The sequence below is a fragment of the Rahnella perminowiae genome, from assembly GCF_019049695.1.
In the GTDB taxonomy this organism is placed as follows: domain Bacteria; phylum Pseudomonadota; class Gammaproteobacteria; order Enterobacterales; family Enterobacteriaceae; genus Rahnella; species Rahnella perminowiae.
In genome coordinates, this window is record NZ_JAFMOT010000175.1 from 1 (window position 1) to 26,111 (window position 26,111).

Annotated in this window: 23 protein-coding genes; 21 read left to right on the plus strand and 2 right to left on the minus strand. The window is 55.0% G+C overall.

Annotated features, from left to right (window positions below; all coding sequences use genetic code 11):
* Window positions 1–975: 975 nt before the first annotated feature.
* The 21 genes from J1781_RS11900 (at window position 976) to J1781_RS12000 (ending at window position 21,630) form a co-directional block, all read left to right on the plus strand.
* Window positions 976–1,566, plus strand: a complete 591-nt coding sequence (locus J1781_RS11900) for a hypothetical protein (RefSeq protein ID WP_217233630.1) — start codon at window positions 976–978, stop codon at window positions 1,564–1,566.
* Window positions 1,517–2,050 (plus strand): nucleotidyl transferase AbiEii/AbiGii toxin family protein, encoded by a 534-nt coding sequence (locus J1781_RS11905; protein ID WP_217233631.1) that lies wholly within the window; start codon window positions 1,517–1,519, stop codon window positions 2,048–2,050. The genes J1781_RS11900 and J1781_RS11905 overlap by 50 nt, the downstream gene beginning before the upstream one ends.
* Before the next feature lie 321 nt (window positions 2,051–2,371).
* Window positions 2,372–3,247, plus strand: a complete 876-nt coding sequence (nifH, locus tag J1781_RS11910) for a nitrogenase iron protein (protein WP_014333921.1) — start codon at window positions 2,372–2,374, stop codon at window positions 3,245–3,247.
* A gap of 73 nt (window positions 3,248–3,320) precedes the next feature.
* Window positions 3,321–4,769, plus strand: a complete 1,449-nt coding sequence (gene nifD / locus J1781_RS11915) for a nitrogenase molybdenum-iron protein alpha chain (protein ID WP_217233632.1) — start codon at window positions 3,321–3,323, stop codon at window positions 4,767–4,769.
* Between the two features lie 56 nt (window positions 4,770–4,825).
* Window positions 4,826–6,394, plus strand: a complete 1,569-nt coding sequence (gene nifK / locus J1781_RS11920) for a nitrogenase molybdenum-iron protein subunit beta (RefSeq protein WP_217233633.1) — start codon at window positions 4,826–4,828, stop codon at window positions 6,392–6,394.
* A 75-nt stretch (window positions 6,395–6,469) separates the two neighbouring features.
* Entirely contained in the window at window positions 6,470–6,685 is a 216-nt protein-coding gene (nifT, locus tag J1781_RS11925) for a putative nitrogen fixation protein NifT (RefSeq protein ID WP_217233634.1), read from the plus strand.
* A 14-nt stretch (window positions 6,686–6,699) separates the two neighbouring features.
* The gene (locus J1781_RS11930; RefSeq protein WP_217233635.1) at window positions 6,700–7,374 is read left to right on the plus strand and encodes a NifB/NifX family molybdenum-iron cluster-binding protein; all 675 of its coding nucleotides are present in this window, start codon (window positions 6,700–6,702) and stop codon (window positions 7,372–7,374) included.
* Between the two features lie 171 nt (window positions 7,375–7,545).
* A complete protein-coding gene (gene nifE, locus J1781_RS11935) occupies window positions 7,546–8,919 on the plus strand; it encodes a nitrogenase iron-molybdenum cofactor biosynthesis protein NifE (RefSeq protein WP_014333916.1) in 1,374 nt (457 codons plus the stop codon).
* Between the two features lie 49 nt (window positions 8,920–8,968).
* A complete protein-coding gene (gene nifN, locus J1781_RS11940; RefSeq protein ID WP_217233636.1) occupies window positions 8,969–10,354 on the plus strand; it encodes a nitrogenase iron-molybdenum cofactor biosynthesis protein NifN in 1,386 nt (461 codons plus the stop codon).
* Window positions 10,341–10,805 carry a NifB/NifX family molybdenum-iron cluster-binding protein gene (locus J1781_RS11945; RefSeq protein WP_217138010.1) on the plus strand — a complete coding sequence of 155 codons (465 nt, stop codon included), beginning with the start codon at window positions 10,341–10,343 and terminating at the stop codon, window positions 10,803–10,805. Before nifN ends, J1781_RS11945 begins: the two co-directional genes overlap by 14 nt.
* Window positions 10,806–10,959: 154 nt before the next feature.
* A complete protein-coding gene (locus J1781_RS11950) occupies window positions 10,960–11,298 on the plus strand; it encodes a hypothetical protein (RefSeq protein ID WP_217233637.1) in 339 nt (112 codons plus the stop codon).
* A gap of 17 nt (window positions 11,299–11,315) precedes the next feature.
* Window positions 11,316–12,143 (plus strand): Fe-S cluster assembly protein NifU, encoded by an 828-nt coding sequence (gene nifU, locus J1781_RS11955; RefSeq protein ID WP_014333912.1) that lies wholly within the window; start codon window positions 11,316–11,318, stop codon window positions 12,141–12,143.
* A gap of 45 nt (window positions 12,144–12,188) precedes the next feature.
* Window positions 12,189–13,394, plus strand: a complete 1,206-nt coding sequence (gene nifS / locus J1781_RS11960; protein WP_217233638.1) for a cysteine desulfurase NifS — start codon at window positions 12,189–12,191, stop codon at window positions 13,392–13,394.
* A gap of 15 nt (window positions 13,395–13,409) precedes the next feature.
* The gene (gene nifV / locus J1781_RS11965) at window positions 13,410–14,612 is read left to right on the plus strand and encodes a homocitrate synthase (RefSeq protein ID WP_217138008.1); all 1,203 of its coding nucleotides are present in this window, start codon (window positions 13,410–13,412) and stop codon (window positions 14,610–14,612) included.
* 1 nt (window position 14,613) lies between these two features.
* Window positions 14,614–14,952, plus strand: coding sequence for a nitrogenase-stabilizing/protective protein NifW (nifW, locus tag J1781_RS11970; protein ID WP_217138007.1), 339 nt, complete (start codon window positions 14,614–14,616; stop codon window positions 14,950–14,952).
* Window positions 14,949–15,392, plus strand: a complete 444-nt coding sequence (locus tag J1781_RS11975; protein ID WP_217138006.1) for a nitrogen fixation protein NifZ — start codon at window positions 14,949–14,951, stop codon at window positions 15,390–15,392. Before nifW ends, J1781_RS11975 begins: the two co-directional genes overlap by 4 nt.
* Window positions 15,389–16,183: a nitrogen fixation protein NifM gene (gene nifM, locus J1781_RS11980; protein ID WP_217138005.1), complete on the plus strand. Its 795-nt coding sequence runs from the start codon at window positions 15,389–15,391 to the stop codon at window positions 16,181–16,183. Before J1781_RS11975 ends, nifM begins: the two co-directional genes overlap by 4 nt.
* Before the next feature lie 303 nt (window positions 16,184–16,486).
* Window positions 16,487–17,974: a PAS domain-containing protein gene (locus tag J1781_RS11985; RefSeq protein WP_217233687.1), complete on the plus strand. Its 1,488-nt coding sequence runs from the start codon at window positions 16,487–16,489 to the stop codon at window positions 17,972–17,974.
* Window positions 17,971–19,527 (plus strand): nif-specific transcriptional activator NifA, encoded by a 1,557-nt coding sequence (gene nifA / locus J1781_RS11990; RefSeq protein WP_217233639.1) that lies wholly within the window; start codon window positions 17,971–17,973, stop codon window positions 19,525–19,527. Before J1781_RS11985 ends, nifA begins: the two co-directional genes overlap by 4 nt.
* 193 nt (window positions 19,528–19,720) lie before the next feature.
* Window positions 19,721–21,115 (plus strand): nitrogenase cofactor biosynthesis protein NifB, encoded by a 1,395-nt coding sequence (gene nifB, locus J1781_RS11995; protein ID WP_217233640.1) that lies wholly within the window; start codon window positions 19,721–19,723, stop codon window positions 21,113–21,115.
* Window positions 21,115–21,630, plus strand: coding sequence for a nitrogen fixation protein NifQ (locus tag J1781_RS12000; RefSeq protein WP_014333903.1), 516 nt, complete (start codon window positions 21,115–21,117; stop codon window positions 21,628–21,630). Before nifB ends, J1781_RS12000 begins: the two co-directional genes overlap by 1 nt.
* Window positions 21,631–21,766: 136 nt before the next feature.
* Here J1781_RS12000 and J1781_RS12005 read toward each other — a convergent pair whose 3' ends face one another.
* Together J1781_RS12005 and nifJ are read right to left on the minus strand one after the other, a co-directional pair.
* The gene (locus tag J1781_RS12005; RefSeq protein WP_047608110.1) at window positions 21,767–22,300 is read right to left on the minus strand and encodes a flavodoxin; all 534 of its coding nucleotides are present in this window, start codon (window positions 22,298–22,300) and stop codon (window positions 21,767–21,769) included.
* A 65-nt stretch (window positions 22,301–22,365) separates the two neighbouring features.
* A complete protein-coding gene (nifJ, locus tag J1781_RS12010) occupies window positions 22,366–25,890 on the minus strand; it encodes a pyruvate:ferredoxin (flavodoxin) oxidoreductase (RefSeq protein WP_217233641.1) in 3,525 nt (1,174 codons plus the stop codon).
* Window positions 25,891–26,111 lie beyond the last annotated feature (221 nt).

Here is a 26,111-nt window from a genome sequence, read left to right on the forward strand (position 1 = left end):
ATATGAAATGTTAAGTATGCTATTTCTGAAAGGCCAGGCTCCCTTTAATCTTCAAATGATTCCGATTATTAAATAATATGTATGAAGTATGAAATAATACCTCATGCCTCATACCTCATACCTCATAAAGTTTAAATGATGAGTTTTTTGGGCGCAAGGTTGAGACATGGCGGATTAGGAGTCATCGCGGTGAAATGACTTAATTCAGGAACTGCGTGGGGTGAGTTCACTTTTCAAGAACAGAGGATAGCTGATCAATGTAATGGCCGTGTAGGGTATTATTTCATACTTATGAATGCATAATTATTACTTATTAGACGTTGTTAATGAATGTTGAATTAACATAAATTTCAGGTGCATTGATATGGCAGCTCCAGACTGAACTGCTGGCCCTTTAGAAAGGGGGGAGTGAGAATAATAAGTAATATTTACTCCTTTTAAAGTATTAACTCACAACTCACTCTTGACGGTTCCTGCCACCTCTAACGTAATAAATATGAGTTCATATCTAATAAGTTATAAGAAACGATAAATCAATACCAAGTGTGATTTCACACTTCACACTTCACACTTAATGTTTCATATTTCATATTTCATATTTCATGTTTAACCATTCATACTTAACACATAATCATCGAATATGAATGCTGACCTGTGCCCAGATTTATTCACAGAAACAGCGGGTAAGGCTTTGGAACAAAAATGGGTAATAATTTTTTGTTTAACCGGGTAACCCGATCCCGAAATCCTGCTCCATTTTTTCAGTAAGCAGGGCCTGGCGCCGCGCCGCCAGTGTCTACGTCGTAACAAATCAGCGCAGCTGTGGCCGCCTCAGCCTCAGGGTTTATATCCTCATCATATCTGAACCACACCAATACAGAGTTGCATAAAAACTTTTTTGTTCATGATTCGTGAACAAACATCAGGCGTGAACAAATGAAGCCTTAACGACTTGTCACAAAAGCTGCCGAAAATATGCCCTACGGCATCAGATTAGATTATGAACTTACTGAAGGGGAGGGCGGTACTGATGGAAGCGCCACACTGACTACCTCATATGGGCAGAAAACACATTTTACTCTGGAAGTAAAAACGGTCCACCGAATGGAGACCCTTTCTGGCGTTGAAAGACGGACTCTCACGCCAGTCAATAGTTTGCCGGTGTTGCTTATTTGTAATCGGCTTTCCCCGGCGCGGGTGGATTACTGCTCGCAAAACCGCATTAACTTTATCGACAGCGCCGGAAATGCGTGCATTGATGTACCGGGACTTTACATCATCATCCAGGGAAGGCAGGAAGAAAAAAAGGTTACTGCAGCAGGAGGGATATTCCCTGCTGGGGTCATGAAACTTCTGTTTGTTGTGCTTTCCGAACCTGATGCACTCAATAAAACCTATCGGCAGCTGGCAGAATTGTCGGGTCTATCATTAGGAATGGTCAGTAAAGCGTTCGATGTTTTAGAGCAACGGCGGCATTACCGCAAGGCCAAAAGCGGCAGACGTATCATGGATACTGATGGGCTTTGCGTTATGTGGATTAAAGATTCCGCTCTCTTCAGTGACTGAAACCTTGCTGCTGCGGATCCAACATATCTGCGGCGCTCAGGGTATTCATTACTTTATTGCGGGTGCAACGGCGCGCGAAATCCTGCTTCACCATGTGTATGGGAGAGCCATCGGCCGCCGTACCCGTGATATTGATTTCGCAGTTTTTGTTCAGGAGTGGCAACTGTTTGACGACCTGAAGCAAGCATTAACTGCAGCGGGTGCAAACACGATAAAAGGGAATGCCCATCGTCTAGTACTGGAGGATATTGAACTCGACATCATTCCTTTTGGCGGCGTTGCTGAGGCAAATAAAATTGCCTGGCCACCAGACCGGGAAGTTGTAATGGCGGTTGATGGTTTTGAGGAAGCATTCAGCCATACGATATTGATAACAATGCAATCTGGTGAAGAGATCCCTTTCTGCTCAGTGCCTGGTCTCGCGCTGGAGCAGCCACTCGCCTTTGTCGACGAGGTGCGCGCCACGTTCGCCAGGCTGCGTTAGCATGTCGGATCCGGGGTCCGGAACGTTAGAAATCAACGTGACTTATAGCGAACGTAACCTACAACCGGCCCGGCTCTGTACGAAAACATTCCTCCTAAAAGGCCAGCAGAATACGGGTCTTTTCACACTCATTTCTCCCGAAACCCGCCATCGGTTTGTTTGTTTTATAACAAACTGTACGCAGATTGTTTTCTCTGCTTCTAATATTTCCAACTCATTAAATTTAAAACGCATATTTTTCAATGGGTTTACAGCTTTGGCATGGTGGTACAAACACTGCAATAGCCTGTATGTCAACTGGACACTACAGGAGAGAAAACAATGGCAATGCGTCAATGTGCAATCTACGGGAAAGGGGGTATTGGGAAATCCACCACTACCCAAAACCTTGTAGCGGCTCTGGCCGAAATGAATAAGAAGGTCATGATCGTCGGCTGTGACCCTAAGGCTGATTCAACCCGCCTCATTCTGCATGCGAAAGCACAGAACACCATCATGGAAATGGCCGCTGAAGTAGGCTCCGTGGAAGATCTGGAGCTGGAAGATGTGATGCAAATCGGCTATGGCGGCGTGCGCTGTGCGGAATCAGGCGGCCCTGAGCCTGGTGTGGGTTGTGCCGGACGCGGGGTGATCACCGCCATCAACTTCCTCGAAGAAGAAGGCGCGTATGTGCCGGATTTGGATTTCGTGTTTTACGACGTATTGGGCGATGTGGTCTGTGGCGGTTTCGCGATGCCAATTCGCGAAAACAAAGCGCAGGAAATCTACATCGTGTGCTCCGGTGAAATGATGGCGATGTATGCCGCCAACAACATTTCCAAAGGCATCGTGAAATACGCGAAATCGGGCAAAGTTCGCCTGGCCGGGCTGATCTGTAACTCCCGCCAGACGGATCGCGAAGATGAACTGATCATCGCGCTGGCTGAAAAACTTGGCACGCAAATGATCCACTTCGTGCCGCGTGACAACATTGTGCAACGCGCTGAAATCCGCCGCATGACGGTCATCGAATACGACCCGACTTGTGCGCAGGCAGATCAGTATCGTGCACTGGCGAACAAAATCGTCAACAACACCAAAATGGTGGTGCCGACACCGGTCACCATGGATGAGCTGGAAGCCCTGTTAATGGAATTTGGCATTATGGAAGAAGAAGACCTGACCATCGTCGGTCGTACCGCCGCCGAAGAGGCGTGATTTCGTCCCCTTTATCCAGAGATGCACAGACCTGCGGGAATGTGCACCTTTTCAGGCAATCAGCGGAGTCTTTATGACCAGTGAAACACGCGAACGTAACGAGGCATTGATCCAGGAAGTGCTGGAGATCTTCCCCGAGAAGGCGCTTAAAGATCGTAAGAAACACATGATGACCACCGACCCGGCGATGGAATCTGTCGGCAAGTGTATTGTCTCAAACCGCAAATCACAGCCGGGCGTGATGACCGTGCGAGGCTGCGCTTACGCCGGTTCCAAAGGCGTGGTCTTTGGCCCGATCAAAGACATGGCGCATATCTCCCACGGCCCGGTTGGTTGCGGCCAGTATTCTCGTGCCGGACGCCGTAACTATTACACCGGCTGGAGCGGCGTGAACAGCTTTGGCACCCTCAACTTCACCAGTGATTTTCAGGAGCGGGACATCGTATTTGGCGGCGATAAAAAGCTCGACAAACTGATCGACGAACTGGAGATGTTGTTCCCGCTGACCAAAGGCATTTCGGTGCAGTCGGAATGTCCGGTCGGTCTGATCGGCGATGACATTTCTGCCGTCGCCAAAGCCAGCAGCGCCAAAATCGGTAAGCCGGTCGTGCCGGTACGCTGCGAGGGGTTCCGCGGTGTGTCGCAATCGCTCGGCCATCACATTGCTAACGATGTCATCCGCGACTGGGTGCTGGATAACCGCGAAGGCAATGAATTTGAAACCACGCCTTACGACGTGGCGATTATCGGCGACTACAACATCGGCGGTGACGCCTGGGCCTCACGTATTCTGCTCGAAGAAATGGGGCTGCGTGTGGTGGCGCAGTGGTCCGGCGACGGCACGCTGGTGGAGATGGAAAACACCCCGAAAGTCGCACTCAATCTGGTGCACTGCTACCGCTCGATGAACTACATCTCCCGTCATATGGAAGAAAAACACGGCATTCCGTGGATGGAATACAACTTCTTTGGCCCGACCAAAATTGCGGAATCTCTGCGCGAAATCGCGGCGCGTTTTGACGATACCATCCGGAAAAACGCCGAAGCGGTGATTGAAAAATATCAGGCGCAAACGCAGGCGGTGATCGACAAATACCGTCCGCGTCTGGAAGGCAAAAAGGTGCTGTTGTATCTCGGCGGTTTACGTCCGCGCCACATCATCGGGGCGTATGAAGATCTGGGAATGGAAATCATCGGTACCGGCTATGAATTCGGTCATAACGATGATTACGACCGCACCTTACCGATGCTCAAAGAAGGCACGTTGCTGTTCGATGACCTGAGCAGTTATGAGCTGGAAGCGTTCGTTAAAGCGCTGAAACCGGATCTTGTCGGGTCAGGCATCAAAGAAAAATACATTTTCCAGAAAATGGGCGTGCCGTTCCGCCAGATGCACTCCTGGGATTATTCCGGCCCTTATCACGGCTACGACGGTTTCGGCATTTTTGCCCGTGACATGGACATGACGCTGAACAATCCGGGCTGGAGTCAGCTGACCGCCCCCTGGTTGAAATCGGCCTGACAGAGACGACAAACATTCCGTCAGTTCACAGATTTGTGGCGCGGAAGGAGAGAAACATGAGTCAAGATCTTGGCACCCCAAAATCCTGTTTCCCGCTGTTCGAGCAGGATGAATACCAGAATATGTTTACCCACAAACGCGCGCTGGAAGAAGCACACGGCGAGGCGAAAGTGCGGGAAGTGTTTGAATGGACCACCACGCAGGAATATCAGGATCTGAACTTCTCGCGTGAAGCGCTGACCGTCGACCCGGCGAAAGCCTGCCAGCCGTTAGGCGCGGTACTTTGCGCGCTGGGTTTTGCCAACACGTTGCCGTATGTCCACGGTTCACAAGGCTGTGTGGCGTATTTCCGTACCTATTTTAATCGTCATTTCAAAGAGCCGGTGGCCTGTGTTTCCGACTCAATGACCGAAGATGCCGCCGTTTTTGGCGGAAATAACAACATGAATGTCGGTCTGGAAAACGCCAGCGCGCTGTACAAGCCGGAAATTATTGCTGTCTCCACCACCTGTATGGCGGAAGTGATCGGTGATGACCTGCAGGCTTTTATCGCCAACGCCAAAAAAGACGGATTTGTGGATGCCGGTATGCCAATCCCGTATGCCCATACACCGAGTTTTCTGGGCAGTCATGTCACCGGCTGGGACAACATGTTTGAAGGCTTCGCCCGTACCTTTACCACCGACGCCACGCGGGAATATCAGCCGGGCAAACTTGCCAAACTGAACGTGGTGACCGGTTTTGAAACTTATCTCGGCAACTACCGGGTTATTCACCGCATGATGAGCCAGATGGGGGTCGAATGCAGCGTCTTGTCCGATCCGTCTGAAGTGCTCGACACCCCGGCTGACGGCCAATACCGCATGTATGCCGGCGGCACCACGCAAACCGAAATGCGTGATGCACCGGATGCCATCGACACCTTGCTGCTGCAACCGTGGCAATTACAGAAAACCAAAAAGGTGGTGCAGGGCGACTGGAATCAGCCGGGCACCGAAGTCAGTGTACCGATTGGCCTGGCGGCGACCGATGCCTTGCTGATGACGGTAAGCGAACTGACCGGCAAACCGATAGCTGACGCGCTGGCGACTGAACGTGGCCGTCTGGTGGACATGATGCTCGATTCTCACACCTGGCTGCATGGCAAGCGTTTCGGTCTCTACGGTGACCCGGATTTTGTGATGGGCATGACCGCATTCCTGCTGGAACTGGGCTGTGAACCGACCACCATTCTCAGCCATAACGGCAACAAGCGCTGGCAGAAAGCCATGAAGAAAATGCTGGCTGATTCGCCTTACGGACAGGACAGCGAAGTGTATGTGAACTGCGATCTGTGGCATTTCCGCTCGCTGATGTTTACCCGTAAACCGGACTTTATGATCGGCAACTCTTACGGAAAATTCATTCAGCGTGACACGCTGGCCAAAGGCGAACAGTTCGAAGTGCCGCTGATCCGCATCGGTTTTCCGATTTTTGACCGGCACCATTTGCACCGTCAGACCACCTGGGGATACGAAGGGGCGATGAGCATCCTGACGCAACTGGTGAATGCGGTACTTGAACAACTGGATCGCGAAACCATGAAGCTCGGCAAAACCGACTACAACTTCGACCTGATCCGCTAAAACCCTCGCCCCGTCACTGAACTGTGCCGGGGCTTTTCTCTTTACCGCCGGGGCGCGTGTCGCCGGGAGGGGCTTATGCCGATGGTTATTTTCCGACTGCATAATAACAGTCTTTATTGCTATATCGCGAAACAGGATATGGAAGCCAAAGTGGTGCAACTGGAGCATAACCATCCGCAACAGTGGGGCGGACGTGTTTGTCTGGAAGGAGGAAAAGCCTATTACGTGGAACCTCAGCCGGGCATTCCGTCGTTTCCCGTCAGCCTGCGGGCAACACGATCAGAACTGTGAGAGGAGTGAATCCGATGTCAAAAGACGATCTGCTGTTCTGGCGTTTATTCGCCGTGGTGCAATTATTCCCGGAAATCCCGCCGCCGGAGGTGCTGGCCTGGCTGACACAGGGCAGTCGCGAAGGTGACGGCAATATCGGGCTGGCGCATTTACAGGCCATGAGTCTGGAAGAGCTGGAGGCGACATTTCCGGGAGATGCCGGAAAGGTGACTGTCAGCCGCTGGCAGTCGCTGATGAGCTGCCTGCAGGGGCAACTGCCATCACATCTGACTCTGGCTGAAAATCGCCGCCAGCCACAGCAGTTAAGGGTGGCATTTTCGTCTTTGGACGGCATCACGGTGAATGGTCATTTTGGGCAGTCGCATCTGTTTTTCATTTATGCGTTCGACAGCGACGGGCCGTATCTGATGGCGCTGCGCCGTACGCCGGTATCGCCCGAAGGTGAAGAGTCCAATGAAACCCGTGCGCGGCTGATCAGCGATTGCCATTTGCTGTTCTGTGAAGCCATTGGCGGCCCGGCAGCGGCGCGGGTCATCCGCCATAATATTCATCCGATCAAAGTGCTGCCCGGCGTGAGCATTGCGTCACAGCTTGCTGCGCTGCAACGCATGCTGACCGAAAACATGCCGCCGTGGCTGGCGCGCCGGTTAGGCAAAAGTAATCCGCTGGAAAACCGTCTGTTCAGTTAACGTCCCTCTGCGGGGCGCGGTCTGCGCCCCGACATCCGTTGTCTCCTTTGTTTTCTTTGTGTCGTTTGTCATAAACACGACAATGAGATCCTGTTTAAAATCAGCAGGTAATCCGCTGGCCTGCTCCTTGCAACCTTCACCCTGATACTTATCTGTCATGACGAGGTTGCGATGAAGGCAAAAGAGATTCTGGCGCTGATTGATGAGCCAGCCTGTGAGCATAACCACAAGCAGAAGTCGGGTTGCAGCCTGCCGAAACCGGGCGCGACGGCAGGCGGTTGTGCGTTTGATGGCGCGCAGATTGCGCTGCTGCCGGTCGCGGACGTTGCGCATCTGGTGCACGGCCCGATTGGCTGTACCGGCAGTTCATGGGACAACCGTGGCAGCCGCAGTTCCGGGCCTTCCATCAACCGCATGGGCTTCACCACCGACATGAGCGAGCAGGATGTGATTATGGGGCGCGGCGAGCGACGCTTATTTCACGCCGTGCAGCACATCGTCAGCCATTACCATCCGGTGGCGGTCTTTATTTACAACACCTGCGTACCGGCGATGGAAGGGGATGACGTTGAAGCCGTGTGTCGCGCCGCATCGGCCGCCGCCGGTGTGCCGGTTATTTCAGTCGATGCCGCCGGTTTCTACGGCAGCAAAAATCTCGGTAACCGCATTGCCGGGGACGTGATGGTCAAAAAGGTGATCGGCCAGCGCGAACCTGCGCCGTGGCCGGAAAACTCACCGATCCCCGCCGGACACCGCCACAGCATCAGCCTGATTGGCGAATTCAATATTGCCGGCGAGTTCTGGCACGTTCTGCCGCTGCTCGATGAGCTCGGGATCCGCGTGCTGTGCAGCCTTTCCGGGGATTCCCGTTTTGCTGAAATCCAGACTATGCACCGTGGCGAAGCCAACATGCTGGTGTGCTCGCGGGCGCTGATCAACGTCGCCCGCAAAATGGAAGAGCGTTACCAGATCCCATGGTTTGAAGGCAGTTTTTATGGCCTGCGTTCCATGGCTGATTCCCTGCGCACGATCGCCGTGCTGCTCAAAGACCCGGATTTACAGGCGCGCACAGAACGTCTGATTGAGCGCGAGGAGGCGGCGACACATCTTGCGCTTGCGCCTTACCGTGCGCGGCTCAGCGGGCGCAAGGCACTGCTGTATACCGGTGGCGTGAAATCCTGGTCGGTGGTCTCGGCGTTACAGGATTTAGGCATCACGGTGGTGGCGACCGGCACCCGAAAATCAACCGAAGAAGATAAGCAGCGTATTCGCGAACTGATGGGTGAAGACGTGCTGATGCTCGACGAAGGCAATGCCAGAACCTTGCTCGACACCCTCTATCGTTTCGGCGGCGACATCATGATCGCCGGGGGCCGCAACATGTATACCGCGTACAAAGCCCGCCTGCCGTTCCTGGATATCAATCAGGAGCGCGAGCATGCGTTTGCCGGATATCACGGGCTGGTAAATCTGGCCGAACAGTTGTGTATCACCCTGGAAAGCCCGGTCTGGGCGCAGGTCAACCGTCTGGCGCCGTGGCGCTAAACAGACACATTGTGAGCGATGTTTCGACTCATTGTTTTGGAGACTGTGTATGGCTCAAATTCTGCGTAATGCCAAGCCGCTTGCCACCACGCCTGTCAAAAGCGGGCAACCGCTCGGGGCGATCCTGGCCAGTCAGGGGCTGGAAAATTGCATCCCGCTGGTTCACGGCGCGCAAGGTTGCAGCGCGTTCGCCAAAGTTTTCTTCATCCAGCATTTTCACGATCCGATCCCGTTGCAGTCCACGGCGATGGAATCGACCACGACTATCATGGGCTCGGATGGCAACGTCAGTACTGCGCTGACCACGTTGTGTCAGCGCAGTAATCCAAAAGCCATTGTGATTTTGAGCACCGGACTGTCAGAAGCGCAGGGCAGTGATTTGTCGATGGCGCTGCGTGAGTTTCGCGACAAAGAACCGCGCTTTAATGCCATCGCCATTCTGACCGTTAACACGCCGGATTTTTACGGCTCGCTGGAAAACGGCTACAGCGCGCTGATGGAAAGCGTGATCACTCAGTGGGTGCCGGAAAAGCCGCCGACCGGCATGCGTAACAAGCGCGTGAACCTGCTGGTGAGCCATCTGCTGACGCCGGGGGATCTGGAATTACTGCGCAGCTATGTCGAAGCCTTTGGCCTGCAACCGGTAATGCTGCCGGATTTATCACAGTCGCTGGACGGACATCTGGCGAATGGCGATTTCAATCCGGTCACGCAGGGCGGCACGTCGCAACGCCAGATTGAACAAATGGGGCAGAGCCTGACCACCATTACCATTGGCAGTTCGCTCAACTGCGCCGCCAGTCTGATGGCGATGCGCAGCCGTGGCATGGCGCTGAACCTGCCGCACCTGATGACCCTGGAAAACATGGACAGTCTGATCCGCCATTTGCATCAGGTGTCAGGCCGCGAGGTACCGGCATGGATTGAGCGCCAGCGTGGACAACTGCTGGACGCCATGATCGACTGCCATACATGGCTGCAGTCACAGCGTATTGCGCTGGCGGCAGAAGCGGATTTGCTGGTGGCGTGGTGCGATTTCGCTCAGAGCCAGGGAATGCGCGTCGGGCCGGTGATTGCGCCGGTTAATCAGCAGTCACTGGCCGGGCTGCCGGTCGAACAGGTGGTGATCGGCGATCTGGAAGATTTACAAACCCGGCTCGACAGCTACCCGGTTTCATTGCTGGTGGCGAACTCCCACGCTGCACCATTGGCGGAAAAAAACGGTATCGCGCTGGTACGTGCCGGTTTCCCGCTTTACGACCGTCTCGGGGAATTTCGCCGCGTGCGGCAGGGCTATACGGGTATTCGCGACACCTTGTTCGAACTCGCGAACCTAATGCAGGCGCGCCATCACATGCTGGCGGCGTATCACTCACCGCTCAAGCAAGTGTTCAACCTGAGCCCGGTACCGGAGGCCAGTCATGAGGCGCGCTAACCGTTATCTCGATACCGTCAGCATCACGCAGTGGCCGATGCAGGTGGCATTCGCAAGTTCCGATTATCACCACGTCGACCAGCATTTCGGTGCCAGCACCCGGCTGGTGGTGTACGGCGTAAAACAGGATCAGGTGCAACTGCTGCGGGTGGCGGAATTCAGCGCCGAATCTGGCCATCAGCAGGAAAAAATCGCCTGCCGGATGGCGGCGCTGGAAGACTGCGTGACGCTCTATTGCCTGGCGATTGGCGATTCAGTTTTCCGCCAGTTGCTGGAAATTGGCGTACGGGCGATCAAAGTGCCGCAAGACACCGACATCGCACATTTGCTCAAGCAGACGCAGCAACACTGGTCGGCTGCAGAGCGTCAGGTGACGCGCCGCAGCCGCGACCCTGGCCGTTTCGACAAACTGCTGGCGGGGGACGAATGGCAGGAGGAAGACCGCCCGTAACCTTGTGTCATCTGTATGACAAACCTGACAAATAGCGCGACATCCGTGTGGGATTTGATGCGGGCATCAGGGGCTATGTGGTTGAAATAACGCTGATAATGTGACTGGCATCACAATTGCTCAGTAGTCATAAACCCGTACAGGAGGTGACCCGATGATGGTAATTGAACCGGCGGTTTTTGACCGCTTGCTGGCGTTACAGCGGCAACTGTCGCCGCAGGGGGGCGGCCTGCGGATGACATTAGGCGGCGACCCGTGCGGCGGCTGGCAAGTGGGGCTGCACTGGAGCGCGGCCTTTCGGCCGCGTGACCACGTAGAAATGATTAACGGGTTACGCCTGCTGGCGGATCCGCTGCACTGGACGCTATTACAACATGCCACGCTGTCTGCCGGTGAACAGAACAGCCGCGCCGGAATACGGGTGGTTTTGCCAGCGGCATCCGCTTGTCACTGCGAAAGCGGCAGTTGTACGACATCACCCGAACCGGACTAACCAAAGGGGTTAAAGACATGTGGAATTATTCTGAGAAAGTGAAAGAACATTTTTTTAATCCGCGTAACGCCAAAGTCGTGGACGACGCGAATGCCATCGGTGACGTCGGTTCACTGAGTTGCGGCGACGCGTTGCGCCTGATGCTGAAAGTGGATCCTGAGACGGAAATTATTCTTGATGCCGGATTCCAGACCTTCGGCTGCGGCAGCGCCATTGCGTCCTCGTCGGCGCTGACCGAACTGATTATCGGCCGCAGCCTGACGCAGGCGCAGCAGGTGAGCAACCAGCAAATCGCCGACTATCTCGACGGTCTGCCACCGGAAAAAATGCACTGTTCGGTGATGGGGCAGGAAGCGCTGCGGGCTGCCATCAATAATTTCCGGGGTGAAGCGCCGGATGAAGATCATGAAGAAGGCGCGCTTATCTGCAAATGTTTTGCGGTCGATGAAGCGCAGATCCGCCGTGCGGTGCTCGCCAACGGCCTGACCACGCTCGAAGATGTGATCAACTACACCAAAGCCGGGGGCGGCTGCACCTCCTGCCACGAAAAAATCGAGCTGTGTCTGGAAGAAATCCTAAAAGAACATCCGGTAAAAAACCCGGTGGCGGCAAAAGTCAGGGATGAAAACTGGCTGGCGGTGGAAGAAGTCGTGGCGTCTTTGCGCCCGCACATCAGGGCTGACGGCGGCGACATGTCGCTGGTGCGCGTCGACGGGCAGGAAGTGACGGTGGAGCTTTCCGGCAGTTGCAGCGGCTGCATGATGACTGACATGACGCTGGCCTGGCTGCAACAGAAACTGGTTGAGCGTATGGGCCGTTATATACGCGTGGTCTCCGCCGCCTGACTGGGAAAAGAACAAACACATCCGCCCGGTAATGAGGAACAGACAATGAAAAATGTGTATCTGGATAACAACGCCACCACCCGTATTGATCCGATGGTGCTGGAAGCGATGATGCCGTATCTGCGCGATTATTACGGTAATCCGTCCTCGATTCATGATTTCGGTGGACCGTGCCGGGCGGGGCTGGAGTGCGCCCGCGAACAGGTGGCGAGCCTGCTGGGCGCGGCGTATACCAGCGAAATTATTTTCACCTCCTGCGCCACCGAAGCCACGTCGACGGCCATTTACTCGGCCATTGCGCTGGCACCGGAACGCCGTGAAATTATCACCACCGCCGTTGAACATCCGGCCACGCTGGCAGTGTGCGAACACCTTGAGCGTCAGGGTTACATGATCCACCGTATCGGCGTCTCCGAAGAAGGCGCGCTGGATACCGCCCATTATTACGATGCGCTGAGTGAAAACGTCGCGCTGGTCACCATGATGTGGGCGAACAACGAAACCGGCGTGCTATTCCCGGTCAGCGAAATGGCCACTGCCGCCCATGAACGCGGCATTCTGTTCCACTGCGACGCCGTGCAGGCGGTGGGCAAAATTCCGATTTCGCTGCGTGCCACCGATATCGACATGCTGTCCTGCTCGGCGCATAAAATTCACGGGCCGAAAGGTTGTGGCTGCCTGTATCTGCGGCGCAACACCCGTTTCCGCCCGCTGGTGCGCGGCGGCCATCAGGAGCGCGGACGCCGTGCCGGGACCGAGAATATCGCCGGGATTGTCGGTATGGGTGCGGCCTGTGAACTGGCGGACGTGCATATGCCCATGATGGCGTCGGTGCAGGAAATGCGGGACCGGCTGGAAACCGGCCTGCTGACCACCATTTCGCACACCTTGCTGATGGGCGCTAACCAGCCGCGCACGCCGAATACTGTCAACATTGCGTTTGAATATATCGAAGGTGAGGCCATTTTGCTGTTGCTTAATCATTGCGGTATAGCGGCATCCAGCGGCAGTGCCTGCACATCGGGTTCGCTCGAGCCTTCGCACGTAATGCGTGCCATGAATATTCCTTATACCGCCGCGCACGGCAGTATCCGTTTCTCCCTGTCACGGTTTACCCGTGAGCGGGAAATAGAATGGGCGATTGAACAGATGCCGGACATCGTGGCACGCCTGCGCACGCTGTCACCTTACTGGCGGCAGGATAAAGTGCAAATTGCACAGGGCGGCCTGTTTGCGCCGACCTACGGCTGAGACAGGAGACGGGTGATGGCGGCTTCAGAATCGGAACGGACTGGCGGCGGTAACAGGCCCGTGGCGGTCATAATCAACGACACCACTTTGCGTGATGGCGAACAAAGCCCCGGCGTGGCATTTCGCGCCAGTGAAAAACTGGAAATTGCCCAGGCGCTGGTGAATGCCGGTGTCCGTGAGCTGGAAGCGGGGACACCGGCGCTCGGCGAGGAAGAGTGCGTGCGGCTGGCAATTTTGCGCAGACAACTGCCGGACACGGTGATGATGTCGTGGTGCCGGATGAATTCAGCAGAAATTCACGATTCTGCGCGGGTGGGCATGGACTGGGTAGATATCTCGGTACCGGCGTCAGATTTACTGCGCGAGCAGAAACTACATCGGCCATGGCCTGCGGTGATTGCCTCACTTAAACCGCTGGTGCAGCTTGCGCACCGTCTCGGTATGCGGGTGTGTATGGGCTGTGAGGATGCCTCGCGCTCTGCCGATGAAACTTTGCACATGCTGGCGGAAGTGGCGGCGGATCTGGGCATAGAACGGATGCGGTTTGCCGATACGCTGGGCATTCTCGATCCCTTCAGTACCTTTACCCGTATTTCGGCATTACGCCAGCACTGGCACGGCGGGTTGGAAATACATGCGCATAACGATCTGGGTATGGCAACTGCCAACACGCTGGCGGCGGTCAGGGCGGGTGCGACGCATGTGAACACTACGGTGCTCGGGCTTGGCGAACGGGCGGGGAATGCGGCGCTCGAAAGCGTGACCTTGTCACTCGACCGTTGCCTGCATCTCGACTGTGGTATCGATTTCACCGAACTGCCGGCGTTGTGCCGCCTTGTGGCTGCTGCGGCGGGGAGAACCATTGACGTGCAGCATCCACTGGTCGGCGGGCAGGTTTTCACCCACGAATCCGGCTTGCATGTGGCGGCACTGCTGCGCGACCCGCGCAGTTATCAGGGCATCGATCCCTCTCTGGTCGGACGGGAATTTAATCTGGTGCTTGGCAAACACTCAGGCAGGCAGGCGGTGAGCGGCATCTGCGCGCGTCTGGGGTATATCCTCAGCGAGACACAAACCCTGTTGATATTGCAGGAGGTGAAACGCTTTGCCGAACATTTCAAACGTAATCCGGGTGAGGATGAAGTGATCGCCATGTGCCAGATGCGGATGGACGATCAGATCCCGTTCGAAGGACAACTTCAGGCTCAGGGAGGCTGACATGGACTGGTTTACCTGTATTGAAGGTGTTGATGAGCTGGAATCGGCGCAGTCGTTTTTCGATTTTTTCGAACTGGAGGTGGACCCGGTCCTGTTACGCAGCCGCCATCTGCACATCATGGCGCAGTTTAACCAGCGGCTGACGGCAGCCGTGCCGGTACACTTTGTCGATGAGGAAGAATCAGACCGCGCTGACTGGCGGCTGGCCCGGCGTCTGCTGGCCGAAAGCTATCAGCACACCGTTGCCGGGCCGCTGAATACGCAGTCCGGGCTGGCGGTGTATCAGCGCAATAACGGCAGCTTTATCGACTGGAACGATTTGCTGGAGGTAAGGCCATGAAACCGGTATTTGAGGTCGACCAGCAGGTGAGAGTGACACGCATCGTACGCGATGACGGTACGTTCGCGGGTAAAACGCGCGGCGACTTACTGATCCGCCGCGGCAGTCTGGGATACGTGCGTGAATGGGGAGTGTTTTTGCAGGACACCATCGTGTATCAGGTGCATTTTCTCGACGACGATCTGATTATTGGCTGCCGCGAACAGGAGCTGATCGCCGGTGATGCCCCCTGGCTGGCGGGGGCTTTTCAATACGGTGACCGGGTCAGTTCGCGTCGCAGTCTGGTTATCCGTGGTGAAGTGGTGGTGCCGCAGGGCGGTATGGGCCGCGTGATGGGCTGTGAACCGCTGGACAGCATTTTTCATTATCAGGTTTTGTTTGCGCAGCGGATATTTCAGGTGCCTGAACATGCGCTGAAGCTCGAAGGGGAACTGGCATGAGTATACCTGTGTGGCACCGTTACAGCCGCTGGAAGCTGGCAAAACAGATGAAACTGAGTGAAGAACTCAACCCGACGCCAGCGCAATATCAGCAGTTTATCGAAGCCTGGCAGCGTCAGCAGGTGATAGAAGAAGCTGTGGCGCAGGTGGCCCTGGAACACGCGTTGAATATTGAACCGCAGTCGGTGGAAGTCACGCGGCAGGCGCTGGCCGCCGAGCTGCCAGAGCTGGAACTGACGGCGACCGAGACCGAAGAACTGCTGTTACATCAGACGCTGTTGCGCGAACAGTTAAACTGGGTGCAGCAACAGGCACCGCTGCCGGATGATGCGCAGGTTGAGGCGTGGTATCGCGGACATGCGCAGCATTTTGTTCGCCCCGAACAGCGTTACACCCGCCATCTGCTGCTGACCGTCGAGGGCAATTCTCCGGCGGTTCGTGAACAGATTAATGCCATTGCGCGCCGTTTGCGTGACGGGCATGCGCTGTTTGCCCGCCAGGCACTGCGCTATTCCCACTGCCCGAGTGCGATGGGCGGCGGCATACTGGGCTGGGTCGGGCGCGGCATTCTTTATCCGCAGCTTGAAGATGTGTTGTTTCGTCTCGAAGCCGGGCAACTGAGCAGCCCCGTTGAAACCGAACTGGGCTGGCATCTGTTGTTGTGCGAACAAATTCGCCTGCCGCAACCCTTGCCGAAAGCCGAAGCCTTAACGCGGGTGCGTCAGCAACTGATTGCCCGGCAACAGAAACATTATCAGCGCCAGTGGCTGCAACAACTGATCAACGCCTGAGCCTGTTCTCCTTCTTGTTGGTGCAGACGGGTTAATGCCCGTCTTGCACGAAAAATGAACATAAACTGCCTGCGTTGCATTATAACGGCGCATGGAAATCCTGCCTCCGGCCTTGTGCCACGCCGCGCTTTGCCTGGTTTGTGGTAAAAACTGGCCCGCTTTGCATCCTGATGCTTAAAACACCCCGTTCAGATCAACCTTTGGGCAGATAAGCCCGCGAAAGGCCTGCAAATTGCACGGTTATTCCGGGTGAGTATATGTGTGATTTGGGTTCCGGCATTGCGCAATAAAGGGGAGAAAGACATGAGCATCACGGCGTTATCAGCATCATTTCCTGAGGGGAATATCGCCAGCCGCTTGTCGCTGCAACATCCTTCACTGTTTTATACCGTGGTTGAACAATCATCGGTGGCGATTTCGCTGACCGATCCGCAGGCGCGCATTTGTTATGCCAATCCGGCATTCTGCCGCCAGACGGGTTTTGCACTTGAGACACTTTTGGGCGAGAACCACCGTCTGCTGGCCAGCCAGCAGACGCCGAAACATATCTATGACGAAATGTGGCGCACTTTGTTGCAGGGCAAATCCTGGAACGGCCAACTGATCAACCGGCGTAATAACCGTTCGCTTTATCTGGCGGATGTCACTATCACGCCTGTTTTAGGCGCGGACGGGCAGGTGGAGCATTACCTCGGCATGCACAAAGATATCAGCGAGAAATACGCGCTGGAGCAGCGGTTGCGCAACCACATCACCTTGTTCACGGAGGTACTGAACAATATTCCCGCCGCCGTGGTGGTGGTGGATGAGCAGGACAATGTGGTGATGGACAATCTGGCCTACAAAACCCTATGCGCTGACTGCGGCGGAAAAGAGCTGTTGGCCGAAATGGGCTATCCGCAACTCAAAGAGATGCTCAACAGTGGCGAACCGGTGCCGGTTTCCATGCGCGGCAACGTACGCTGGTTTTCTTTCGGTCAGTGGTCATTGCAGGGCGTTAATGAAGAGGCCAGCCGCTTTTTTACCGGCATTACCGCGCCGGGAAAACTGATTGTTCTCACCGACTGCACCGATCAGCATCACCGGCAGCAGCAGGGTTATCTTGACCGGCTCAAGCAAAAACTTACCAACGGCAAATTGCTGGCAGCTATCCGCGAGTCGCTTGATGCCGCGCTGATCCAGCTCAACGGGCCAATCAATATGCTGGCGGCTGCGCGTCGTCTTAACGGAGAAGAAGGCAACAACATGGCGCTGGAATTCGCCTGGCGCGAAGGCGAGCAGGCGGTGAGTCGCTTACAGGCCTGCCGTCCGTCGCTGGATTTTGAGCCGCAGGCAGAATGGCTGGTCAGTGAATTCTTTGACGATCTGAGCGCGCTGTACGACAGCCATTTTCTCAGTGATGGTGAATTGCGTTACGTGGTCATGCCATCTGATCTGCACGCTGTCGGGCAACGAACGCAAATCCTTACCGCGCTGAGCTTATGGATTGATCACACGCTGTCACAGGCGCAGGCCATGCCGTCTCTGAAGCTCTCGGTGAACATTGTTGCGAAGCAGGATGCGGGCTGGTTGTGTTTTGACATTACCGATAATGTGCCGCGTGAACGGGTGCGTTATGCCCGCCCGGAAGCGGCGTTTTCCCGTCCGGGGAATGGCATGGAGCTGCGCCTTATCCAGACGCTGATCGCTCATCATCGCGGTTCTTTAGATCTCTCGGTCCGCCCTGATGGCGGCACCTTGCTGACGCTACGCCTGCCGGTACAGCAGGTTATCACCGGAGGCTTAAAATGACCCAGTTACCTACCGCGGGCCCGGTTATCCGGCGCTTTGATATGTCTGCCCAGTTTACGGCGCTTTATCGCATCAGCGTGGCGCTGAGTCAGGAAAGCAACACCGGGCGCGCACTGGCGGCGATCCTCGAAGTGCTTCACGATCATGCATTTATGCAATACGGCATGGTGTGTCTGTTTGATAAAGAACGCAATGCACTCTTTGTGGAATCCCTGCATGGCATCGACGGCGAAAGGAAAAAAGAGACCCGCCATGTCCGTTACCGCATGGGGGAAGGCGTGATCGGCGCGGTGATGAGCCAGCGTCAGGCGCTGGTGTTACCGCGCATTTCAGACGATCAGCGTTTTCTCGACCGCCTGAATATTTACGATTACAGCCTGCCGCTGATTGGTGTGCCGATCCCCGGTGCGGATAATCAGCCTGCGGGTGTGCTGGTGGCACAGCCGATGGCGTTGCACGAAGACCGGCTGGCTGCCAGTACGCGGTTTTTAGAAATGGTCGCCAATCTCATCAGCCAGCCACTGCGTTCTGCCACGCCCCCGGAATCATTGCCTGCTCAAACGCCGGTCCGGTGCAGTGTTCCGCGCCAGTTTGGTTTCGAGCAGATGGTCGGGAAAAGTCAGGCGATGCGCCAGACGATGGACATTTTACGGCAGGTTTCCAAATGGGATACCACGGTTCTGGTGCGTGGTGAAAGCGGCACCGGCAAGGAGCTTATCGCCAATGCCATTCATTATAATTCACCCCGTGCGGCCGCGCCATTTGTGAAATTCAACTGCGCCGCGCTGCCGGATAACCTGCTGGAAAGCGAACTGTTCGGTCATGAAAAAGGGGCCTTCACCGGCGCTATCCGTACCCGTAAAGGCCGCTTTGAACTGGCGGACGGGGGCACGTTATTCCTCGATGAAATCGGCGAATCGAGCGCGTCGTTTCAGGCCAAATTGCTGCGCATTTTGCAGGAAGGTGAAATGGAACGGGTCGGCGGCGATACCACGCTGAAAGTTGATGTGCGCATTATTGCTGCCACCAACCGTAATCTTGAAGAGGAAGTGCGTGCCGGGAATTTTCGCGAAGACCTGTATTATCGCCTGAACGTGATGCCGGTTTCGCTGCCTGCACTGCGTGAAAGGCTGGATGATATCGCCGATCTGGCGCCGTTTCTGGTCAAAAAGATTGCGCTGCGTCAGGGGCGGGAACTGCGCATCAGTGATGGTGCGGTGCGTCTGCTGATGACCTACAGCTGGCCAGGCAACGTGCGTGAACTGGAAAACTGTCTCGAACGGGCGTCGGTAATGACCGATGAAGGGCTGATCGACCGCGACGTGATCCTGTTCAATCACCATGAATCCCCGGCGCTGTCCGTCAAACCCGGCCTGCCGCTCGCGACAGATGAAAGCTGGCTGGATCAGGAACTCGACGAACGCCAGCGGGTGATTGCCGCACTGGAGAAAACCGGCTGGGTGCAGGCCAAAGCGGCCCGACTGCTGGGCATGACACCGCGCCAGATTGCCTACCGTATCCAGATTATGGACATCAACATGCACCGTATCTGATCTGACATCCTCACACGGTGGCGTGCCGGCCTTGTTGCTTTTGAAACAATGTCGGCACAACGCCGTGAACCTGACAAAAAAAACGCGCATGTATTAGTTTTAATCTTCTGATAAATAACAATTTATATCATTTTTTCAGGCGGTATAACCTTTGCAGATATTCAGAACCTTCTGCTGATTAAGGTTTACCGCTATGACATCCTGTCCTTCCTCTGCGGGTTGCTCCGGCCAAAGCCCGTCCCGTGTAAATGAACAACTGGCCCGTAAAGCGGCGCAGCATCCGTGTTATTCCGTCAGCGGGCATCACCGCTTTGCCCGCATGCACCTGGCCGTCGCCCCGGCCTGTAACCTGCAATGCCATTACTGCAACCGCAAATATGATTGCAGTAACGAATCACGTCCGGGTGTCGTGTCGGAATTGTTGCTTCCCGAGCAGGCTGTCGCCAAAGCCCGTCAGGTGGCGGCGGCGATCCCGCAACTCTCCGTGGTCGGTATTGCCGGGCCAGGCGATCCGCTGGCCAATATCGGTCGCACGTTTCAGACCCTCGAACTGCTGCGCCAGCAACTGCCGGATCTCAAACTGTGTCTTTCCACCAATGGCCTGATGTTGCCGGATGTGGTGGACCGGCTGGTGGATATCGGTGTGGATCACGTGACGGTGACGATGAATGCGCTCGATCCGGCGGTCGCCGAAAAAATCTATGCCTGGCTGTGGTATGAAGGTGAGCGTTATACCGGGCGGATGGCGGCAGACTTGTTGATCGAACGGCAGGCTGAAGGCATCAGAAAGCTGATTGAAAAAGGTGTACTGGTAAAAATCAATTCGGTGCTGATCCCGGGAATTAACGACCAGCATATGCAGGCGGTCAGCCAGCAGGCGGGCGAATGGGGCGCGTTTTTGCATAACATCATGCCGCTGATTTCACGTCCGGAACACGGCACCGTTTTCGGGCTAAACGGGCAGGTGGAACCGGATGCCGATATGGTGGCCTCGGTGCGAAAATCCTGCGGTATGTCGATGCCGCAGATGACGCACTGCCATCAGTGCCGTGCAGACGCCATCGGCATGCTGGGTGAAGACCGCAATGCGGCTTTCCCGCTGGCATCCGTGCCGGTTAATCCGCCGCCTTACTTACCGGTGCTGCATCAGCGCGCGCAGCTTCACGCAAGCATTGTATCGCAGGGCGAATCCGAAGAAGCGGACGCCTGTCTGGTGGCTGTCGCAACGTCACAGGGGCAGGCTGTTGATCAGCATTTCGGTCACGCCGATCGTTTTACGCTGTACAGCCTGTCGGCGGCAGGTGTGATGCAGGTCGGGCAGCGTTTTACGCCACGCTATTGCCGCTCGCCGGATGACTGCGAGCCGGAAGATGCGGCGCAGAACATGGATGCATTGCTGGAACTGCTGGCAGATGTCAAAGCGGTATTCTGTGCCCGCATTGGCCTGACGCCGTGGAAACGTCTGGAAGCGGCGGGCATTGAGCCGCAGGTGGACGGTGCCTGGCAGCCGGTAGAAACCGCGCTGGCGCAATGGTGGCAGCAACGAAAGCTGGCCGGGGGTGAAATCAGCATTCGCGGGGTGGCGTAATGAACGGCGCGCAGGGGTGGTTAAGCCGGTTGCTGTCATTGCACCTGACCGGGCGCTCACGTTTTCCGCCGCAGATGGGGCTGGGAGACGTCGCCTGGCAGGCTTTACTGCAACATACCGGACGTGCTGCACCGGTGCTTTCAACGTTACAATTCGAGCAGCAAAAACTGCTCGGGTTGTTGCAGCAGGCACGCACCTGTGAGCGGGAACAACTGGCGCAGTGGCTCGCACAGTCACAGGTGCCGGAGGCCGCGCCGATGCATGAACTGATCGCCACAGCATCAATGGGGTTTGACCATCTGTGGCAGGATCTGGGGCTGGATTCCCGCGCTGAACTGCGCGACCTGATGACCGATTGCTTTCCCGAACTGGTCAGGATGAATCACCAGAACATGCGCTGGAAAAAGTTCTTCTACCGCCAGCAATGCCTGCAGTCGCTGGGAGAAATCGTCTGCCGTTCACCAAGCTGTAATGAATGCTGCGAATGGCACACCTGTTTTGCGCCGGAAGATTAGGCGCAACGCCTCAGGTTCTGCGTATTTCACCTGCAATGACCAGAGATAGTATGCGAAAACCGGATACCCACCGACAGAACAAAACCAGCCAGACGGCTGGTTTTATATTTTTTGCAGAGGTGCCATCACCTGAGGGTCAAAGCACTGCTGGTTTAAGCTTCTCCAGCCAGCTGTCAATACGCTCTTCTGTCAGGTCGTATTGATTTTCCTGATCCAGTGGCAGGCCGACAAACTCATTGTTTTCCAGCAGTGCAGCGGAAAACGAGAATTTATAGCCTTCACGCGGCCAGTTACCGACAACACAGGCGCCACGCGCAATGACGAGGTCATAGAGGATCCGCATTGCGCTAACAAAATTTTTGGAATAGTTAAGCTGATCGCCCAGCCCAAATAATGCCACCGTCTTACCGGTCAGATCAGCTTCAGACAGCGTGTTGGTGAACTCCTGCCAGGAGTCGTACTGACTGCCTGCATCCACACCAGGTAGCTCACCATCGCCCAGCGTTGGCGTACCTAACAGCAGGACCGGGTAGGATAAAAACTGTTCGCGGGTTGCGCGCCGGACATCCAGGGGCGCGTCGGCAATCCCGTCCAGTTTCTGGTGGATAAGCTTCGCAACTTTTCTTGTTTGTCCGGTATCAGACCCAAAAAAAATACCGATGGTAGCCATAATCATCTCCTGATATATCACATGTTTATTAAAAGATTAGTGCCATGACGACTCGCCGTTTTCTCTCAGGATGACGCGAGTTTTTTATAGCCTTCAAGTCTTTCGCGTGCATCGTCTTCGGTCTTTTTAAACAGAAACTCGGCAAATTCCGGATACAGCTTTTTCAATGACGAGTAGCGCACTTCGCCTGCCAGAAACGCCTGGAAATCCTCTTCAGGTTCCTCTGAATCGAGAATGAACGGATTTTTACCGGCCTCTTTCAGTTGCGGGTGATAACGGTAATTAGCCCAATATCCTGCCTCGACAGCGCGCCTGGCTTCACGCTGACTGCATCCCATACCGATACGCAAACCGTGGTTGATACAGGCGGCGTAAGCGATAATGAGTGAAGGTCCCGGATACGCCTCGGCTTCGGCAATCGCCCGCAATGTCTGATTTTTGTCGGCCCCCATTGCGATTTGAGCGACATACACATAGCCGTAACTCATCGCCATCATGCCCAGATCTTTCTTTCGGGTTTTCTTGCCGCTTGCAGCAAATTGCGCAATGGCTGCCGCTGGCGTCGATTTAGACGACTGACCGCCCGTGTTGGAATAGACCTCGGTATCAAACACCAGAACGTTGACGTCCTTACCCGATGCCAGCACATGATCCAACCCTCCGAAGCCGATATCGTAGGCCCAGCCGTCACCGCCAAATATCCAGTGAGAACGCTTCGCCAGATAATCGCGGTGGGCATAGATACTGTCGGTGTGCGGGTTTTTCCCTGGCGTCTGCGAAGCCAGAAGTGTCACCACTTTTTCCGCCCGCTCACGGGTGCCTTCGCCCTGATCTTTATTTGCCAGCCAGTCACTCAGACAGGCTGACAGTTCTGCATCCAGTGGCACATCCGGCGCGTTGTCGAGCGCCGCTTTAACCTGTGTGGCGAGGGTATCGCGAATCGCATCCACACCCAGCAGCATGCCAAGGCCAAACTCGGCGTTATCTTCAAAAAGTGAGTTAGCCCAGGTCGGGCCTTGCCCTTTGTGGTTAGTGGTATAAGGAATAGAAGGTGCGCTCGCGCCCCAGATCGATGAACATCCGGTCGCATTGGCAATCATCATTCTGTCGCCAAATAACTGAGTCACCAGTTTGGCGTAAGGCGTTTCACCGCAACCCCCGCAGGCGCCGGAGAACTCCAGCAGAGGCTGTTCAAACTGGCTGCCTTTCACGGTGAATTTATTTTGCGGATTGGCTTTGGGTGTCAGGCTGAGCGCATATTCCCACAGCTCAATTTCGTGTTCCTGCGATTCCAGCGGTTGCATCGACAGCGCCTTGCCTTTGACCGGGCAGACATCTGCACAGTTACCGCAACCGGAGCAATCGAGCGGAGAAACGGCGAGGCGGTACCAGGCATCTTCTGTTCCGCTGGCCCGTTTGGCGCTGAACCCTGCCGGTGCATTTTGCCTCTCTTCTTCAGAAATCAGGACAGGGCGGATAGCGGCGTGCGGGCAGATAAAGGCACATTGGTTACATTGGGTACATTTGTCCGTCTGCCACACAGGCACGTTAATCGCCACCCCGCGTTTTTCATATGCTGAGGTGCCGGACGGGAAGGTGCCATCCTCGATGCCGTCAAAAATGCTGACCGGCAACGAATCCCCTTCCTGGCGATTCATCGGGATCAGAATATCTTTAATAAATGCAGGCAGCTTTTTGGGGGACACGACTTTGTCCTCAAGATGCTTCCACGCCTGCGGTACGCTGATTTTCACCACTGATTCAATGCCGCTGTCCACCGCAAGATTGTTCATATCAACAATCTTTTGGCCTTTATTTCCGTAAGCATGCTCAATACTTTGTTTCAGGTATTCCACGGCGCGCGTCAGGGGAATGATGTCTGCCAGTTTGAAGAAAGCCGATTGCATGATCATGTTAAAGCGCCCGCCCAGCCCCAGTTTTTGGGCTATTCCGACGGCATTGACGATATAAAATTGAATATCGTTTGCTGCGATATAGCGCTTCATGGCGACGGGCAGTTTCTCATTCAGCTCCGCGACATCCCAGCTACAGTTCAGCAGGAAAGTTCCTCCCGGTTTCAGCCCTGCCAGCAGGTGATATTTGTTAACGTAGGATTGTTGTGAGCACGAAATAAAATCAGCTTTATCGATTAAATACGGGGACCTGATCGGGTTATGACCAAAGCGCAGATGCGACATCGTGACGCCGCCGGACTTTTTAGAGTCATAAGCAAAATAGGCCTGCGCATACATATCGGTTTTGTCGCCGATAATTTTGATGGCACTTTTATTGGCTCCGACGGCCCCGTCTGAACCCAGTCCCCAGAATTTACAGGCGGTCGTTCCGCCGGATGAGGTATCAATATCACGGTCTGAGAGGGGCAATGAGGTAAAGGTGACATCGTCGTTTATCCCCACCGTAAAGCCATCGCGCGGGCGTTCAGCAGCCAGATTATCGAAGATCGAAATAATATGGGAAGGCAGAATATCTTTTCCGCCCAGCGCGTAGCGGCCACCGACAATCACCGGGCGCCAGTCGCTGTTATAAAACGCACTTTTCACGTCGAGGTACAGGGGTTCCGCCAGTGAACCGGGCTCTTTCGTCCGGTCGAGAACGGCAATATTACTGACACTCTTCGGAATGTATTTGAAGAAATGCTTCAGGGAAAAAGGCCGGTAAAGGTGCACGGTCAGCACGCCGACTTTCTCACCGCGGGCATTGAGATAATCCACCGTTTCCTGAATGGTTTCGCACACTGACCCCATCGCGATAATCATCCGGCCAGCATCCGGCGCACCGTAATAGTTGAACAGATGATACTCGCGACCGGTGAGTGCGCTGATTTTGGCCATGTATGACTCCACCATTTCCGGCAGAGCCATATAGAATTTATTCGATGCTTCACGCTCCTGAAAATAAATATCCGGGTTTTGTGCCGTACCGCGGATGACAGGATGGTCCGGATGTAACGCATTCTGGCGAAAACGCGCCACGGCATCCCGGTCCAGCAATGCGCCCAAATCTTCATAATCGAGAACTTCGATTTTCTGAATTTCGTGAGAGGTGCGAAAACCATCAAAGAAGTTGATAAACGGGATGCGCCCTTTAATGGCGGTCAGATGTGCCACCGCCGCAAGATCCATCACTTGCTGAACGCTGCTTTCTGCCAGCATGGCACAACCGGTCTGGCGAACAGCCATAACATCCTGATGATCCCCGAAGATATTTAACGAGTTGGTTGCCAGAGCTCGGGCACTGACATGAAAAACTGCGGGCAGGAGTTCACCGGCAATTTTGTACATGTTGGGTGTCATTAACAACAACCCTTGCGAAGCGGTATAAGTGGTCGCCAGCGCACCAGCCTGCAAGGCACCGTGTATCGCCCCGGCGGCGCCAGATTCAGACTGCATCTCCATGATTTTCACCGTCTGACCGAACAGGTTTTTTTTACCCTGTGCGGCCCATTCATCGACACTTTCTGCCATCGGCGTCGACGGTGTAATCGGATAAATCGCGGTAACATCCGTGAAGGCATAAGACACATAGGCTGCCGCCGTATTCCCGTCCATGGTTTTCATTTTTCCCGGCATGATTCACTCTCCCGCTCAATGTTGCTCAATACAAGGTTTGAGAAAGGAACAAGCATGGGACATGCCAGACAGAAGGGTTGTATTAATCTATTGAATTAACAGGAATAGTTAGGGTGGGCTCTTAATAGGGGGTTGTCGCCATTGAATGTTTCAGCACACATTTGTGAGCAACTTGTCGGTACACTGACATTACCCGCAGGCGTGCTGCCTGCATCAATAAT